The organism is Pseudomonas sp. GX19020 (genome assembly GCF_023371075.1).
In the GTDB taxonomy this organism is placed as follows: domain Bacteria; phylum Pseudomonadota; class Alphaproteobacteria; order Rhodobacterales; family Rhodobacteraceae; genus Pseudogemmobacter.
This window is the reverse complement of record NZ_JAMCCR010000008.1, coordinates 1-16,198: the sequence shown is the minus strand read 5'-3', so window position 1 is coordinate 16,198 and position 16,198 is coordinate 1. Positions and strand designations below refer to the sequence as shown.

Below are 16,198 nucleotides of genomic sequence, written 5' to 3'. Positions count from 1 at the left end.
GTTACTCAGCCGCTTTCAGCTGCACCAGCATGTCATTGAGGTAGGCGGTGAACTCATCACGCAGATCGGGGCGCGACATGCCGAAAGCCACGGTTGCCTGCAGGAAGCCCGCTTTCGAGCCGCAGTCATAGCGCATGCCCCGGAAGCGGTAGCCGTAAACCCCGGTACCGCCCCAGCCCGCCTCTTCCGCGATGGCATCGGTCAGCTGGATCTCGCCGCCGGTGCCAAGCTTGGTTTCATGCAGGTTGTGCAGCACTTTCGGGTCAAGGATGTAACGTCCGATCACCGCGAGGTTCGAGGGTGCATCCTCGGCCTTCGGCTTCTCGACCATCCCCTTCGCCCGCACGATAGAGCCACGGTCTTCGGCAATATCGAGCATGCCATAGGACGATGCTTTCTCCGGCGGGACTTCCATCGCCGCAACCATATTGCCGCCGGTTTCCTGATAGGCCTCGACCATCTGCGCGAGGCAGGATTGCTCTGCCGCGATCACGTCATCGGGCAGAAGCACGGCGAAAGGCTCATCGCCGATCAGGCGGCGGGCACACCAGACGGCGTGACCAAGGCCAAGCGGGCGGTTCTGGCGGACATAAGCGATGGCGCCGGAATCCATATTGGTGTCTTCCAGCACCTTCAGCAGCTCGGTCTTGCCCTTGCGGTTCAGCTCGCTCTCAAGCTCGGGGGCGCGGTCGAAATAATCCTCGAGCGCGGATTTCCCGCGCGAGGTCACGAAAATGAACTCTGTAATCCCTGCGGCCCGCGCTTCGTCGATCGCATATTGGATCAGCGGGCGGTCGACGAGGGTCATAATCTCTTTTGGCACCGACTTGGTGGCAGGCAGGAAACGGGTACCGAGGCCAGCGACAGGGAAGACGGCTTTAGTGACTTTTTGGGGCTTCATGATCGCACTCGTGTTTATTCCGGCGCAGCATTTGCACCTCAATTTGAGCTCTTCCCAGAACAATTTGTCCTGAATTTGGCGCCAACGTGTTTCTAGGCGAGATTCTGCTAAAGTACAGCGCGAAAGCGTGTGGAGAATTCTGCCTCAGGTTGAATTGCGCAAATCTCAGGCAATGCGGGTCAGTACGGAAATTTCAGAGAGACCCCGGGCGCGCGGGCAATGAAGAAAGGATTGTCCCAGCCGGGTTTGCCATAGGTCAGGGGGGCGTGGCTGTCGAAATGCAGCACCTCGCCGCCGGCCCCGCGCAGCACGGCATCCCCTGCGGCAGTGTCCCATTCCATGGTACGTCCCAGGCGCGGATAAAGATCTGCCTCACCTGTCGCGACCAGGCAGAATTTCAGGCTGGAACCGGCGCTTTTCGAATCTCTGACCGCATAGCGACCGATGTAAGCATCCGTTGCCGCATCGCGGTGCGATTTCGAGGCTACAACCATCAGCGCGCCGTTATCCGGCGCCGCATTGACCCGCAGCGGCGTCAGCGCGCCGGGCCGGGTTTTGTCGAAGGGCCCGGCCTCCTCGACGGCGGTGCCATCGGCCAGAGTATAGAAAAGCCGTTCCTTTGCGGGCGCATAGACGACACCATGGCGCGGCACGCCATTCTCGACATAAGCGATATTGACGGTGAAATCCCCGCGGCGCTGCACGAATTCCTTGGTCCCGTCCAGCGGATCGACGATCAGGAAGGTCGAGGCGGACAGCGCATGGCTCGCGGCCTGTTCTTCAGTGATCAGCACCAGGTCCGGAAACTCCGCGCGCAACCCGGCCGAGATCAGTGCATCGGCGGCCTCGTCGGCCTCGGTCACCGGGCTCGAATCGCCCTTGGCCTTAACCTCGAAATCCGGGCCGTTATAGACTTCCATGATCCGGTCCCCGGCCTCGAGCGCGAGGCGGCGGATGACGGTGACGAGGCGGTCAAAGTCCATGAAATGCTCCGGTCGGGTCTGATGGGGCGCGAAATGGCGCCTGTTGCCACAGGGTTTGCAGCCCTTTATCTTCGCGCGGAAAGGGATCGGCAAGCAATCGCTGCCAGAATTCCAGGAACTGCCCCGTTTCAGACGCTTTTCCAGGGGATAGTCGGCCAACCGCAGGGGGCGCTGCCCGCGGTTCGGTACCGAGACACGGCGCGACGGCCAGAGGCAGCAAGGGCATCATCCATGTTCCGACCAGAGGCGCAACGGATCTCGCATATGCGGACCGGCTTCGAGCTTATCGAGGTGATCTACCACGCCACCGTGCGCCAGCTGCGCGGCTCGCATTCCAATGCGGTGGTCGCTTTGGTGATGAATGTGCTGCAGGCGGTGCTGGTGCTGGTGCTGTTTGTGGTGATGTTCGATCTGCTGGGGATGCGACGCCTTGCGCTGCGCGGCGATTTCATCCTTTACGTGATGTCGGGCGTCTTCATGTTCCTGACCCATGTGAAAGCGCTTGGCGCCGTGGCAGCGGCCGACAGCCCGGCCTCGGCGATGATGATGCATGCGCCGATGAACCCGATCATCGCAGTGGTCTCGGCCGCGCTGGCCGCGCTGTATAAGCAGACATTCGCGGCCGGGGTCATCCTGTTCGTCTATCATGCGGTGATGCAGCCGATCACAATCTTCGACCCGATCGGCACTATGGGAATGTTCATCCTGTCCTGGGCCTCGGGTGCGGCGATTGGTCTGATCTTTTATGCCGCAAAGCCCTGGCAGCCGGATCTGGTGGGCATCCTGTCGACGATCTATCAGCGCGCGAATATGATCGCCTCGGGCAAGATGTTCGTGGCCAATCAGGCCTCGGCCTGGCTGCGCAGCAAGTTCGACTGGAACCCGCTCTATCACACGATTGACCAGGCGCGTGGCGATATTTTCCTGAATTATCAACCGCGCTATACCAATATCGAATATCCGATCTGGGCGGTGTTGGTCTGTCTGATGATCGGGCTGATGGGCCAGTTCTTCACCCGCAAATATGCCTCGGCCAGCTGGGGGAAACGCCGGTGATCCGACGCTGTCTCACGGGTCTCGCCGTTGCCGTCCTGGCCATTATTGCGCTGGCTCCGGGTGCGGTTTTGCAGGCCGAGACCCTTCCCGCGCTCTATTCTGTTGAGGGTGTGGCCGCTGATGATGAGCTGAATATCCGGGCCGCGCCCGAGGCAGGGGCGGCGATCCTCGGCACCATCGCGCCCGACACCGAAGGGGTCGAGGTGATCCGGCTGAGTGAGAGCGGTGCCTGGGGCCAGGTCGGCACCGCTGAGGGCAATGGCTGGGTTGCGATGCGCTATCTGCGCCCGCTTCCGGTGGCGACCGGCAGCGCGCCGCGCCCCTTCCTCTGTCACGGCACGGAACCGTTCTGGAGCCTGAACAGCGGCGCCGGGACAGGCACGCAAAGCGGCGCATGGGCCGCACCGGAGGACAGGCCGCAATCCCTTGTGGTTCTGTCTGCGCTGGATCTGTCCGAGCCCCGTTTTGCCACGCCTTCGGGAGAGATGGTCTGGTTCGTGACCCTTGCCGGAAGAGCCGCAAGCGGGGCGACCGAAATCTTCAGCCTGACCGTCACGCGCGGCACCTGTTCCGACGGTATGTCCGACCGGGTTTACGGCTTCGAAGCCTTTGTCGCGCGGCAAACGAAGGGCGAGGGGCGGGCCTTTCAGGGCTGCTGCACCCTTGACATGCGCTGAACCTTGCCCTGCGAGGCGCCCGATTGCGTGCAGATCAGGCACAGGATCGTGAAAAATCGCGGCCGACTCCGCCCATGTCCCGTTGCAGGCGGAATTGCCCCTGCCTATATACGGCCAGTCAAAGGGTGATGCGTCACCCATTCCAATCCATAACCCTGATCCTGTGCCGAAGTTTCCGGGCAGCGACAGGGGAGATCGCCTGAAGAAAGGGATACAAATATGGCCAAAGTCATCGGTATCGACCTCGGCACCACCAACTCCTGCGTCGCCATCATGGATGGCTCGCAACCGCGCGTCATCGAAAACGCGGAAGGCGCACGCACCACCCCGTCCATCGTCGGCTTCACCGAGACCGAGCGTCTGGTCGGCCAGGCCGCCAAGCGCCAGGCTGTGACCAATGCCTCGAACACCGTTTTTGCGGTGAAGCGTCTGATCGGCCGCCGCATCGGCGATGCCGAAGTCGAAAAAGACAAGAAGCTCGTCTCCTATGATATTGTCGACAGCGGCAATGGCGACGCCTGGGTCGAAGTGCGCGGCGAGAAATATTCGCCCTCGCAGATCTCTGCCTTCATCCTGCAGAAGATGAAGGAAACCGCTGAATCCTACCTCGGTGAAACCGTCACCCAGGCCGTGATCACGGTTCCCGCCTATTTCAACGACGCTCAGCGTCAGGCCACCAAAGACGCCGGCAAGATCGCTGGCCTCGAAGTGCTGCGCATCATCAACGAGCCGACCGCTGCGGCGCTGGCTTATGGTCTCGACAAGAAAGAGACCAAGACCATCGCGGTCTATGACCTTGGCGGCGGTACCTTCGATATCACCATTCTGGAAATTGATGACGGCCTCTTCGAGGTCAAATCGACCAATGGCGACACCTTCCTTGGTGGCGAAGATTTCGACATGCGCATCGTCCAGTATCTGGCCGATGAGTTCAAAAAGGACAACGGCGTCGATCTGACGCTGGATAAAATGGCCCTGCAGCGCCTGAAAGAGGCGGCTGAAAAGGCCAAGATCGAGCTGTCGAGCGCAAGCCAGACCGAGATCAACCAGCCGTTCATCTCGATGGACAAGAACACCGGCCAGCCGCTCCACCTGGTGGTCAAGCTGACCCGCGCGAAACTGGAAAGCCTTGTCGGCGATCTGATCGTCAAGTCGATGAAGCCCTGTGCGGCCGCGCTGAAAGATGCCGGTCTCTCCAAGGACGATATCGACGAAGTGGTTCTGGTCGGCGGTATGACCCGGATGCCGCGCGTGATCGAAGAGGTCACCAAGTTCTTCGGCAAAGAGCCGCATAAAGGCGTGAACCCGGACGAAGTCGTGGCGATGGGCGCAGCCGTTCAGGCCGGCGTGTTGCAGGGCGACGTGAAAGACGTGGTTCTGCTCGACGTGACCCCGCTTTCGCTGGGTATCGAGACGCTGGGCGGGGTATTCACCCGCCTGATCGACCGCAACACCACGATCCCGACCAAGAAATCGCAGGTCTTCTCGACCGCTGAGGACAACCAGTCGGCCGTGACGATCCGCGTCTTCCAGGGCGAGCGTGAAATGGCTGCGGATAACAAGATCCTCGGCCAGTTCAACCTGGAACAGATCCCGCCCGCACCGCGCGGCGTGCCGCAGATCGAGGTGACCTTTGACATCGACGCCAACGGCATCGTGTCGGTGTCGGCGAAAGACAAGGGCACCAATCGCGAGCACAAGATCACCATCCAGGCCTCGGGCGGTCTGTCGGATGAGGATATCGAGAAAATGGTCCGCGACGCCGAGGCCAATGCCGATGCCGATAAGGCACGGCGTGAACTGGTCGAAGCGAAGAATCAGGGTGAAAGCCTGCTCGATTCCACGAAGAAATCGCTGAAGGATCACGGCGAAAAAGTCGATCCGTCGACGGTTGAGGCGATTGAATTCGCTATGGTCCCGCTGGAAGAGGCGCTGAAAGGCGAAGATGCCGGCAAGATCAAATCCGGGATCCAGAACCTCACCGAGGCCGCGATGCGGCTTGGCGAAGCGATCTATAAGGCGCAGGCCGGCGAGGCCAGCGACGATGACGGAGATGCGGCGCGGCCGGTTGATGATGACACCATCGTCGATGCCGACTTCGAGGATCTTGGCGACAACAAGCGGAAGTAATTCCGATTTGACCGGAAACGGGGGCGGCCCAATGGGTCGCCCTTCGCCGGTCAGGAGAGGGCTTTTGCTATGGCAAAACGCGACTACTACGAGGTTCTCGGGGTATCCCGCGGGGCCAGCGCCGATGAGTTGAAGAAAGCCTATCGCCAGAAGGCGAAAGAGCTTCATCCCGACCGCAACTCTGACAATCCCGAGGCCGAGGCTCAGTTCAAAGAGGCGAACGAGGCCTATGACGTGCTGAAGGATGCCGAAAAGAAGGCCGCCTATGACCGCTTTGGTCATGCGGCTTTCGAGGGCGGCATGGGTGGCGGCGGCCAGCGCGGCGGCTTTAATCAGCAGGGCGATTTCGCCAGCGCGTTCTCGGATGTGTTCGAGGACCTCTTTGGCGATTTCATGGGCGGGCGTGGCCAGGGCGGCGGCGGTGGCGGCCGGCAACGGGCGCAGCGCGGCTCGGATCTGCGCTATAATCTGCGGGTGTCGCTGGAGGAGGCCTGGAAGGGCGTTCATAAGACGATCTCGGTGCCGGGCTCGGTGCAATGCGATATCTGTCATGGGTCGGGGGCCGAAGGCGGCGCCGAGCCGCAGACCTGCCCGACCTGTTCGGGCATGGGCAAGGTACGGGCGCAGCAGGGCTTTTTCACCGTCGAGCGCACCTGTCCGAACTGCTCGGGCACCGGTCAGATCATCAAGAACCCCTGCAAGAACTGCCACGGGGCAGGGCGGCTTGAGAAAGACCGCCAGCTTTCGGTGAATATCCCGGCAGGCGTCGAAACCGGCACCCGTATCCGGCTCGCGGGAGAGGGTGAGGCAGGGCTGCGCGGCGGGCCGTCGGGCGATCTTTACATCTTTATCGAGGTGAAGGAGCACGCACTCTTCCAGCGCGACAGCGTGCATCTTTTCTTCCCGGTGCCGATTTCCATGGCCCGCGCCGCGCTTGGCGGCGAGGTCGAAGTGCCGACCATCGATGGCGGACGGAGCCGGGTGAAGGTGCCCGCCGGGGCGCAATCCGGGAAACAGATGCGACTGCGGGGCAAGGGCATGCCGGCGCTGCGCGGTGGCGGGGTCGGCGATATGGTGATCGAGCTGCGGGTCGAAACGCCGGTCAATCTGACCTCGCGCCAGAAAGAACTGCTGACCGAATTCGAGAAGCTATCAGAAGAAAATAACCCGGAGGGGTCAAATTTCTTCTCGAAAGTCAAAGGCTTCTGGGATGGGATGAAGGGCTGACCTGTTCAGTCCTGGCTATATTGGGGCCGGTTCCGCATGCGGGGCCGGCCTTTTTGTTGCCCGCATGCGGCTGTGGACATTTCTGTGTTTAACTGTGGTATTAAGTCTTTCTAAACCAGTCGGGCGCAATCTGCTGGCATGGCTCAGCATCATTCCTTCGCAGAATCACCCCTGCCGCCCTTCCTTCCCTTCGGGGATGAGGCCCTTGCGACGCCTGTGGCAATTGCGCCTGGCGGGCGGCTTCCGAGCTATATCCAGGACCACCGCCGAAGGTTGCGCACCCGTTTTCTCGAAGGCGGGGCGGCGGCGATGCCGGATTATGAATTGCTGGAGCTGCTCTTGTTCCGGGCGATTCCCCGCCAGGATGTAAAGCCGCTGGCGCGCCTGCTGCTTGAGACCTTTGGTGATTTTAACCGGGTGGTGAGCGCGCCGCTGGTCCGGCTGATGCAGGTGAAGGGTGTTGGCGAGGCGGTGGCGCTGGACCTGCATATCGTCGGTGCGGCGGCGCAGAGGATGATGCGGGCGCGGGTGATCAACCAGCCAGTGCTCTCTTCCTGGGATGCGCTGCTGGATTATTGTCATACGGTCATGGCGCATCGCGAGACCGAACAGTTCCGCATCCTGTTTCTCGACCGCAAGAATGTGCTGATCGCAGATGAGGAACAGGCGAGGGGCACAGTCGATCACGTTCCGGTCTATCCGCGCGAGGTTGTGAAACGGGCGCTGGAACTGAACGCCTCGGCGCTGATCCTGGTCCATAACCACCCGTCGGGCGATCCGACGCCCTCGGATTCCGATGTGACCATGACCCTTCAGGTTCAGGATGCCTGTCGCACGCTGAACATCACGCTTCACGACCACCTGGTAATCGGCAAGGGAAGGGAAATGAGCTTCCGCTCGTTGGGCTATCTCTGATCAGAGCGGTTCCGGCGTGAAATTCGGCACGATCCACACTTCGACACGGCGGTTCAGCCGGCGGCCAATGACGGTCTCGTCGCAGGCCATCGGCAGCGCCTCGCCAAAGCCCTCGGTCACCGGGATCTGATCGGCCCGAAGATCCGGTGCGAGATCGGCCAGATCCTGAGCCACCCGTTCGGCACGTTCTGCCGAAAGTGCTTTATTGGCACTCGCTTCGCCCTTGCCGTCAGAAAAGCCGGCAAGAATCAGCGTTTTGGAAGGAAAGCTCTCGGACGCGATCATCCGCGCCAGCTGGGCCAGGTTCTCCTGGCTGGTCGCATCCAGAATGGAGGTGTTTTCTTCAAACCGGAAGGTCAGCGACAGCCGGTCTGCACCATTCATCACTTCGGCCAGCCGTTTCAGATCACCAAGCGTCACGTCATCGCCGGCGCCAAGGATCGCATTGATCAGCCGCAGACCGTCCTGGGTCATCGGTGCGGCTTCGACAGAGCGGTCGATAAAGCCGGCCGCAGACACAACATGGCCGGCGCGGGGGGTGGCGGTGAACTCCAGAAACTCGCGCGCGAAGACCGGAATACGACGCGGGGCGGGGATCAGGAATTGCGGCAAGGCCAGGGGATAGTCCTCGGCTTTGACAGAAATCGGCAATGGCAGCAGGGGAAAGCCACAGCTGTCAACAAGCGGTGCGGGAATCGCCGGGGCCATCTCGGCACGTCCGGTGATTGCCAGCGCCCAGGGATCTTTTGCCACCGCCTCGGCGAGGTGCTGCATATCGGGGTGAACTATATCGGCCTTTATCGGCGCACCGAGCCGTTCCGACAATGCGCGCGTCATATCGGTATCCGGCGCCAGTGCGTGAAGGACGATCGGCATATCCGGCCCGCCGAGGTCGCGCCAGTTCTTCAGCTGACCGGCGAGAACTTTCGCCAGATTTACGGTTGAGATTTTCGGCGTCGGATTGCCCGGCGCCATCACCGGCACAAGGGCATCCAGCGCAATCGGTCTCGCGCCCGAAGCACGCGAGGGCGAGGCGGAGAGCTCCATTTCAGCGGCGCCACTTGCCAGCGCTGCCTGGGCCGGGCCCGGCAGCATCGGCGAGAAAGAGACATCAGCAAGGACGGTATCATCCTGTGCCTTGTAGATCTGCGCCGCCCATGCGGCACCATTCTGCGGCGTCACTTCGCGAAAGGCCAAACCGCGCACGGCGGCAAAACTGCTGAAAAGGCCAGGCAACAGCCGTGCCCCGGCATCCGGGGCGCCGACGACGCGGATATCGGCATGTGGCGTGGTCAGATCCGGACAGGCCGGACCCTCGCAGATCACGCCCTGGCCATCGACGGTCAGAAGCCCCCAGGCGGTTTCGATCCGGTAAAACTCGCCATCATAGCCCTGCAGGCTGCCGGGCAGGACGATATTCCCCTCACGCGAGGTCAGCGTGATATCCTGCGCCTGGGCGGGCTGCACGACAGGCGACTGAGACAGGAAAAACAGCAAAGCGAAGAAAATCGCCGCGCCTGGCCGCGTTAGCATCTTTTCCCACCGGGATTAGTTCAGCAGCGCCATTTTCCGCTGCGCTACCGGATTCTTCAACACCTTAATGGCGAGAACCGGCCATAGGCGAGTCAGGCCAAGCGCCTAGATATGTCAGATGCCAGCAGGTGTGACAGCGCTCAGAGCGCGCGGGGGGCAATATCTGCAAATCTGTCTTTGCCAGGGGGCAGCGCGGACTGATCATCGCGGCGCTCAGGTCGGGCCGGAACAGCGAGGGGTTCATCCTGGATTAGCGGCGGATGGATTACCGTCTCAGCAGCGCGCGCCCCGGCCCCTGATTTCGGTCGGGCCCTGTGCTCTGCCCCGGCGACGACTTGTTGCAGCCCGCCAAGCGCGCCGGACTTTGCCATCTCCCCGGGCTGGTTCTTATGCATGCTCTGCACAAGATGCCCCGCCCCCAGAGCAAGGAACAGAACCATCGTCACGCGCAGTATAGTGCGTTTCGTACCCATAGTCAGCATACCCGGAATCGCCCGCATTGGTGCCAGTATCGCAAGAGATCGCGGCAATCCCGTGGCGAGCCTGTGGAATGTTTCCCATCAGGGAAACACCGAATTGAAAAGGGGCGGTTAATGCCGCCCCTTACATACTATTTTCTCCGGATTTTCAGACCAGTTTGCCGTGGCAATGTTTGAATTTCTCGCCTGAGCCGCAGGGGCAGGGATCATTGCGGCCCGGATTGCCCCAGCTGGAGGGGTCCGATTCGTCAAAGCCTGACGCAAGCGGCACTGCCGGCGCAGGTTCGGCGGGCGCGGGGTCTGCAGGCGCAGTGGCCGGCCCGACCTCGATCCCGGCGGCGGCCTGTTGCTGCGCCAGCAATTGCGCCATCATCGACTCCTGCTCTTCTTTCGAGAGCGGGCGGATGCGCGACAGCTGTTCCGTCACCTGCAGACGCAGGCTGCCGAGCATCGTCTCGAACAGCTGGAAGGCTTCGGTCTTATACTCATTCAGCGGGTCGCGCTGCGCATATTGGCGGAAATGAATCACCGACCGCAGATGTTCCAGCCGCAGGAGATGATCGCGCCATTTCCCGTCGATTGCCTGCAACAGCACCTGCTTTTCGATCTGCACCATGGTTGTGGCGCCAAAAGCCTCAAGCTTTTCCGCCATATAGCGGTCGGAATGTTCGATGATGCGCTCGGCCATCGCGGCCTGATCGACACCTTCTTCGGCGGCCCATGTCTCGATGGGCATATCCATGTTCAGCCGCTGGCGGCCGGCTTCGCGCAGGCCCTCAAGGTTCCAGGCGTCGGGATAGGTTTTCGGCGGCATGAATTCGTCGACCATGTCGTCGATCACGTGATGGCGCATATCCTCGGCGATTTCCGAGACATGTTCGGCCCTGAGGATGTCCTGGCGCTGGCTGAACACGGCCTTGCGCTGGTCATTCATCACGTCGTCAAACCGCAGGAGCGACTTGCGCACGTCAAAATTGCGGCCTTCGACTTTCGCCTGGGCTTTTTCCAGCGATTTATTGACCCAGGGGTGAACAATCGCCTCGCCTTCCTTCATCCCCAGCGTCGAGAGGATCTTGTCGAGCCGTTCGGACCCGAAGATCCGCATCAGGTCATCTTCTAGCGACAGGAAGAACGATGATCTCCCCGGGTCACCCTGGCGACCCGAACGGCCGCGCAGCTGGTTGTCGATCCGGCGCGATTCATGGCGTTCGGTGGCGAGGACAAAGAGACCACCGGCATCGAGCACCTTGGCCTTTTCATCGGCATGTTCTGCTTCGATCCTGGCGCGCAGCGCCACCGGATCCGCATCCGGATTGGCGTCGAGCTCTTCGATCACCTTCATCTCGACATTGCCGCCAAGCTGAATATCGGTGCCGCGCCCGGCCATATTGGTCGCAATCGTCACCGCACCCAGACGGCCGGCATCGGCGACGATCTTCGCCTCCTGCTCATGCTGGCGGGCATTCAGCACGTTATGTGCGATGCCTTCGGCTTTCAGCATGGCCGAAAGCTCTTCGGATTTCTCGATAGACGTCGTGCCGACCAGCAGCGGCTGACCGATCTCATGCGCCTCGCGGATTGTCTCGACAATGCCGAGGAACTTTTCGCGCGCGGTGCGGTAGACCTGATCGTGTTCGTCCTTGCGCGCCACGGGGCGGTTCGTGGGCACTTCGACCACGCCCAGCCCGTAGATCTGCATGAATTCTTCGGCCTCGGTCGCGGCGGTGCCGGTCATGCCGGCCAGCTTGTTGTAAAGGCGGAAATAATTCTGGAACGTCACCGAGGCGAGGGTCACGTTTTCGGGCTGAATCGTCACGCCCTCTTTCGCCTCGATGGACTGATGCAGGCCGTCCGACAACCGGCGGCCCTTCATCATGCGGCCGGTGAATTCGTCGATCAGCACGATTTCATCGTCACGGACGATATATTGCTGGTCGCGGTGGAACATCTTATGGGCGCGCAGCGCCTGGTTCATATGGTGAACGATCGAGGTCGATTCCGGTGCGAAAAGGTGCTGGCCTTCCGGCAGCACGCCCGCTTCACGCAAAAGTTCCTCGATATGGTCGTTGCCGGCTTCGGTATAGGTGACGTTGCGGGCTTTTTCGTCGAGGGTGAAATCCTCCTCGACCAGCGAAGGGATCAGCCGGTCGACCGAGAGATAAAGGTCGCTGCGATCCTGGCTCGGCCCTGAGATGATCAGCGGGGTGCGGGCTTCGTCGATCAGGATCGAGTCGACCTCGTCCACAATCGCGAAATTATGGCCGCGCTGCATCATCTCTTCAATCGAGCCCTTCATATTGTCGCGAAGGTAGTCGAAGCCGAGTTCGTTATTGGTCGCATAGGTGACATCGGCAGCATAGGCGGCGCGCTTTTCCGGGTCGGGCTGCCAGGGGTAAATCACGCCGGTCGTCAGGCCGAGTTTGGCATGAACCTTGCCGATAGTGTCAGCGTCGCGTTTCGCGAGATAGTCGTTCACTGTCACGACATGCACGCCCTTGCCAGTCAGGGCATTGAGATAGGCCGGGAAAGCCGCGACAAGCGTCTTGCCTTCACCGGTCCGCATCTCGGCGATATTGCCCTGATGCAGGAAGATCCCGCCCATCAGCTGCACATCAAAGGCGCGCAGCCCCAGCGAACGTTTCGCCCCTTCGCGGCAATTCGCGAAAGCTTCGGGCAGGATATCGTCGAGGCTTTCGCCGCCGTCCTGCACGCGCTTTTGAAATTCCCGGGTCTTCGCGACAAGGCCCTCATCGCTCAGCGCGGCAAATTCCGGCTCGAGCGCGTTGATTTTGGCGACCAGCGACCGAGTGGCCCTGACCTTGCGGTCATTGGCGGTGCCAAAGACCTTTTTCGCGAGCGTTCCCAGACCCAGCATGATCTCTCCGTGCGGTCGTTCCTGCGTGATCTCGTGAGGCTGTGACTTGCCCGCCCTTAACGCCTTCCATAGAAAAGCCGGGTAGGTCCGTATTTGTGCCCCGATCACGCGACTGTCGCGATGTAAGGGCTGCAAGGATCATAGTCAACGTTCGCAGGCTCTGCGGCAGATCGGGAGAAGCTGAAATGGCCATAGAAAAGCGTCTGGGGGCTGCCGTTTTCTGGGTGGCCGCCGCTTTCGCCGGGCTCGCGACCGGGCTTGCGAACGGGCCGGCCCTGGCAGAGGGGGAAACCGCCGCGACCGTGGTCGCAACCGTGAACGGGACCGAGATCACCCTTGGCCAGATGATCGCCCTGCGGGAAAGCCTGCCCGACCAGTATCTGAGCCTCGCCGATGACGTTCTCTTCAATGGCATTCTGGAACAACTGATCCAGCAGGAGGCCCTGGCCCAGGCCCATAGCCAGAAAAGTCCGCGCGATAAGGCGGTGATCATCAATACCGAGCGCGGCTATTTCTCGGGTCTTGTGATTTCAGACGTGGCCAGTGCGGCGGTGACGGATGCTGCCCTGCAAAAGGCCTGGGATGAGAAATACGCAGATTACGTGCCACAAAAAGAATACAGTGCGGCGCATATCCTGGTTGAGACCGAGGCCGAGGCGAAGGAGCTGAAGGCCGAACTGGATGGCGGTGCGGATTTCGCGGCCCTCGCGAAGGAAGCATCGAATGACCCGGGGTCGGGAGAGCAGGGGGGCGAGCTGGGCTGGTTCACGCTGAACCGCATGGTGAAGCCCTTCGCGGATGGGGTGGCGGCTGCGACCCCCGGCAAAGTGACCGATCCGGTGCAGAGCGATTTCGGCTGGCACCTGATCCTGGTTCATGAAAGCCGCGACCGCCCGGCGCCGACGCTGGATGAGGTGCGCGATGTGCTCGCGGGCGAAGTCGAGGAACGTGCCATCGCGGCGAAGATCACAGAGCTGACCGGCGCGGCGACGATCACAAAGCCGGGTGAAGGCATTGATCCGGCTCTTTTGAAGAACAACGCTCTGATTGACTGAGCGGCGGGGGGATAAAATGGCAAAGACTGACTGGAAAGCCGAAGCGAAGAACCTGAAGAAGAAGGTGCGTAAGCTGAAAGACCGCGTGACCGAAGCGGTGTCCGGCGCGGCCTCGGGCGCGCTGAACGAGGTCGCGGCGGTGGTCCATAAGGCCGCGCATCCGGTGTCGCCGCTGGCTCCGGCCAGTTTTCCGGCACTGCCAGTGATCCGGGGGGCGGAATTTGCCTCGATCGGGGCCGGGATCAAGTATCGCAATCGCAAGGATGTGATGCTGGTGCGGCTTGCTCCGGGTACGGTGATGGCCGGGGCCTTCACCCGTTCGACCACCCGTTCGGGCTGTGTGCGGGATTGCGAGGCGAAGCTGGCCCTGAAGGCGGCGCCCGGCATCGGTGCGGCGATCATCGTGAACTCGGGCAATTCCAACGCTTTCACCGGCAAGGTCGGCGATAAGGCGGTGGCGGATGTGACCGGGGCTGTCGCGAAAGCGCTCGGCATCCCGGCCACGCGTGTGTTCTCTTCCTCGACCGGCGTGATCGGCGAGCCGCTGCCGGCGGAAAAGATTACCGCCGTGATCGGTGACCTCACAGGGGGGCTGACCGAGGCCGCGATTGAAGGTGCCGCCCAGGCGATCATGACCACCGACACCTTCCCAAAAGGTGCCACCGCGACGATCGAAGGCGAAGGCGGTCCGATCCATATCGCCGGCATCGCCAAGGGCTCGGGTATGATCGCGCCCGATATGGCGACGATGCTGGTCTATATCTTTACCGATGCGAAAATCAGCCAGACGAACCTGCAGAAACTGGTCTCGCGCCATGTCGATGGCAGTTTCAACTCGATCACCGTCGACAGTGATACCTCGACCTCTGACACGCTGCTGGTCGCCGCGACCGGCCAGTCAGAGGCCGCGCCGCTGAAAGGCGCAGTGCTCAAGGCATTCGAGGCCGCGCTGGCGCAGGTGATGCAGGATCTCGCGCTTCAGGTCGTGCGCGACGGCGAGGGCGCGACCAAGCTGATCGAGGTGCGGGTCTCTGGCGCCGCAACTGATGCGGATGCGGCAAAGGTGGCCTTCGCCATCGCAAATTCGCCGCTGGTGAAAACCGCGGTTGCCGGCGAGGATCCGAACTGGGGCCGCATCGTAATGGCGGTCGGTAAATCCGGCGCCCAGGCCGAGCGTGATCGGCTTACCATCCGTTTCGGAGACATCCTTGTGGCGGAAAAGGGCTGGAAATCACCGGGCTACAGCGAAGACGCCGGGGCAAGCTATATGAAGGGCCAGGAGCTGGTGATTGATGTCGGCCTCGGCATGGGCCGCGCGAGGCGCACGGTCTGGACCTGCGATCTGACCGACCGCTATGTCTCGATCAACGCCGATTATCGTTCCTGACCATTTTCTGTCCGTAAATATCCCGGGGGTCCGGGGGCAGCGCCCCCGGCCCCGGCCAGACCGAGACCTGCATGAAAACCCTTCTCGTTTCCGCCGTCGCCCTGATTGACGCCGATGGGCGCATCCTGCTTGCACAGCGCCCACCAGGCAAAAGCCTTGCCGGGTTGTGGGAATTTCCCGGCGGCAAGGTCGAACCGGGGGAGACCCCGGAGGCCTGCCTGATCCGCGAGCTGAAAGAGGAAATCGGCATTGATACCTGGAAAAGCTGCCTTGCGCCGCTGACCTTCGCCAGCCACAGCTATGATGATTTCCACCTGTTGATGCCACTTTTCGCCTGCCGCAAATGGGATGGTATTCCGGTGGCGCGCGAGGGCCAGGTTCTCGCCTGGGTTGCGCCTGACAGGCTGCGTGACTACCCGATGCCGCCTGCTGATCTGCCCCTGATCCCGATTTTGCGCGACTGGTTGTGAGCGGTTGCGCAGCAATCGTCATTTTTCTGCCATTTTTGTTTCCGCTTCTTTAACTTTTCTGTTTCAAAAATGATCATGTTGAGTGAAACTTAATTAAATTCCTGTGGGGGAGAAGGTTAGGAATGTTGCGCACAATCTCAATCGGCAGCTGCATTTCGGTGCAGGGTTTGATGGTCAGCCAGAACGCGGATGGTACCGTAGTGATCCGGGTGGATGATCGCACCTATACCGGACGCCCGGTTGCGGCGAACCTGCAAGTCGGTCGCGCCTGACCTCAGTTAGACCTCATATCACGATAAAAAAAGCGCCGGGAAACCCGGCGCTTTTTTGATTTTCGGATCTGGTCAGAGTGTCGGGTAAAGCGGGAACCTGTCGCAGAGCGCCTGAACCTCGGCCTTCACTTTGGCCTCGACCTCCCCGTTGCCGTCTTCGCCATTGGCGGCGAGCCCATCAACCACTTCGACGATCCAGCGCGAGATCTGGCGGAATTCGGCCTCGCCGAACCCGCGG

12 protein-coding genes and 1 pseudogene are annotated in these 16,198 nt (G+C 61.4%); 9 read left to right on the top strand and 4 right to left on the bottom strand.

The window, feature by feature from the left end; all coding sequences use genetic code 11:
- Position 1: 1 nt before the first annotated feature.
- On the bottom strand, positions 2–901 hold the full coding sequence (gene galU / locus M3484_RS13580) for a UTP--glucose-1-phosphate uridylyltransferase GalU (RefSeq protein ID WP_092899672.1): 900 nt from the start codon (positions 899–901) through the stop codon (positions 2–4).
- A 179-nt stretch (positions 902–1,080) separates the two neighbouring features.
- Positions 1,081–1,884 carry a 3'(2'),5'-bisphosphate nucleotidase CysQ gene (cysQ, locus tag M3484_RS13575; protein ID WP_249497294.1) on the bottom strand — a complete coding sequence of 268 codons (804 nt, stop codon included), beginning with the start codon at positions 1,882–1,884 and terminating at the stop codon, positions 1,081–1,083.
- Positions 1,885–2,115: 231 nt separating this feature from the next.
- On the opposite strand from cysQ, the gene M3484_RS13570 reads away from it, so the two are divergent.
- The 5 genes and pseudogenes from M3484_RS13570 (at position 2,116) to radC (ending at position 7,889) form a co-directional block, all read left to right on the top strand.
- Positions 2,116–2,940, top strand: a complete 825-nt coding sequence (locus M3484_RS13570; RefSeq protein WP_249497293.1) for an ABC transporter permease — start codon at positions 2,116–2,118, stop codon at positions 2,938–2,940.
- Complete coding sequence (locus M3484_RS13565; protein ID WP_249497292.1) at positions 2,937–3,617, top strand: SH3 domain-containing protein; 681 nt, start codon at positions 2,937–2,939, stop codon at positions 3,615–3,617. Before M3484_RS13570 ends, M3484_RS13565 begins: the two co-directional genes overlap by 4 nt.
- A gap of 213 nt (positions 3,618–3,830) precedes the next feature.
- Positions 3,831–5,747: pseudogene (gene dnaK / locus M3484_RS13560) on the top strand (molecular chaperone DnaK); the annotation flags it as partial.
- A 69-nt stretch (positions 5,748–5,816) separates the two neighbouring features.
- A complete protein-coding gene (gene dnaJ / locus M3484_RS13555) occupies positions 5,817–6,974 on the top strand; it encodes a molecular chaperone DnaJ (RefSeq protein ID WP_092899663.1) in 1,158 nt (385 codons plus the stop codon).
- 138 nt (positions 6,975–7,112) lie between these two features.
- Entirely contained in the window at positions 7,113–7,889 is a 777-nt protein-coding gene (radC, locus tag M3484_RS13550; RefSeq protein ID WP_249497290.1) for a RadC family protein, read from the top strand.
- Here radC and M3484_RS13545 read toward each other — a convergent pair whose 3' ends face one another.
- A complete protein-coding gene (locus M3484_RS13545; protein WP_249497289.1) occupies positions 7,890–9,422 on the bottom strand; it encodes a phosphate ABC transporter substrate-binding/OmpA family protein in 1,533 nt (510 codons plus the stop codon).
- A gap of 627 nt (positions 9,423–10,049) precedes the next feature.
- Positions 10,050–12,776 carry a preprotein translocase subunit SecA gene (secA, locus tag M3484_RS13540; protein ID WP_092899655.1) on the bottom strand — a complete coding sequence of 909 codons (2,727 nt, stop codon included), beginning with the start codon at positions 12,774–12,776 and terminating at the stop codon, positions 10,050–10,052.
- A gap of 185 nt (positions 12,777–12,961) precedes the next feature.
- Here secA and M3484_RS13535 point away from each other — a divergent pair, with 185 nt between their 5' ends.
- The 4 genes from M3484_RS13535 (at position 12,962) to M3484_RS13520 (ending at position 15,960) form a co-directional block, all read left to right on the top strand.
- Positions 12,962–13,831, top strand: a complete 870-nt coding sequence (locus tag M3484_RS13535) for a peptidylprolyl isomerase (protein WP_249497288.1) — start codon at positions 12,962–12,964, stop codon at positions 13,829–13,831.
- Positions 13,832–13,847: 16 nt separating this feature from the next.
- The gene (argJ, locus tag M3484_RS13530; protein ID WP_249497287.1) at positions 13,848–15,218 is read left to right on the top strand and encodes a bifunctional glutamate N-acetyltransferase/amino-acid acetyltransferase ArgJ; all 1,371 of its coding nucleotides are present in this window, start codon (positions 13,848–13,850) and stop codon (positions 15,216–15,218) included.
- Between the two features lie 71 nt (positions 15,219–15,289).
- On the top strand, positions 15,290–15,688 hold the full coding sequence (locus tag M3484_RS13525; RefSeq protein ID WP_092899649.1) for a (deoxy)nucleoside triphosphate pyrophosphohydrolase: 399 nt from the start codon (positions 15,290–15,292) through the stop codon (positions 15,686–15,688).
- 122 nt (positions 15,689–15,810) lie between these two features.
- A complete protein-coding gene (locus M3484_RS13520; RefSeq protein ID WP_092899647.1) occupies positions 15,811–15,960 on the top strand; it encodes a hypothetical protein in 150 nt (49 codons plus the stop codon).
- Positions 15,961–16,198: the final 238 nt, after the last annotated feature.

What these genes read in the sequence shown, in the direction of transcription:
- galU (WP_092899672.1), bottom strand. Translation starts at nt 901, where the DNA reads ATGAAGCCCCAAAAAGTCACTAAAGCCGTCTTCCCTGTCGCTGGCCTC.
- cysQ (WP_249497294.1), bottom strand. Translation starts at nt 1,884, where the DNA reads ATGGACTTTGACCGCCTCGTCACCGTCATCCGCCGCCTCGCGCTCGAG.
- M3484_RS13570 (WP_249497293.1), top strand. Translation starts at nt 2,116, where the DNA reads ATGTTCCGACCAGAGGCGCAACGGATCTCGCATATGCGGACCGGCTTC.
- dnaJ (WP_092899663.1), top strand. Translation starts at nt 5,817, where the DNA reads ATGGCAAAACGCGACTACTACGAGGTTCTCGGGGTATCCCGCGGGGCC.
- radC (WP_249497290.1), top strand. Translation starts at nt 7,113, where the DNA reads ATGGCTCAGCATCATTCCTTCGCAGAATCACCCCTGCCGCCCTTCCTT.
- M3484_RS13545 (WP_249497289.1), bottom strand. Translation starts at nt 9,422, where the DNA reads ATGCTAACGCGGCCAGGCGCGGCGATTTTCTTCGCTTTGCTGTTTTTC.
- secA (WP_092899655.1), bottom strand. Translation starts at nt 12,776, where the DNA reads ATGCTGGGTCTGGGAACGCTCGCGAAAAAGGTCTTTGGCACCGCCAAT.
- M3484_RS13535 (WP_249497288.1), top strand. Translation starts at nt 12,962, where the DNA reads ATGGCCATAGAAAAGCGTCTGGGGGCTGCCGTTTTCTGGGTGGCCGCC.
- argJ (WP_249497287.1), top strand. Translation starts at nt 13,848, where the DNA reads ATGGCAAAGACTGACTGGAAAGCCGAAGCGAAGAACCTGAAGAAGAAG.
- M3484_RS13525 (WP_092899649.1), top strand. Translation starts at nt 15,290, where the DNA reads ATGAAAACCCTTCTCGTTTCCGCCGTCGCCCTGATTGACGCCGATGGG.
- M3484_RS13520 (WP_092899647.1), top strand. Translation starts at nt 15,811, where the DNA reads ATGTTGCGCACAATCTCAATCGGCAGCTGCATTTCGGTGCAGGGTTTG.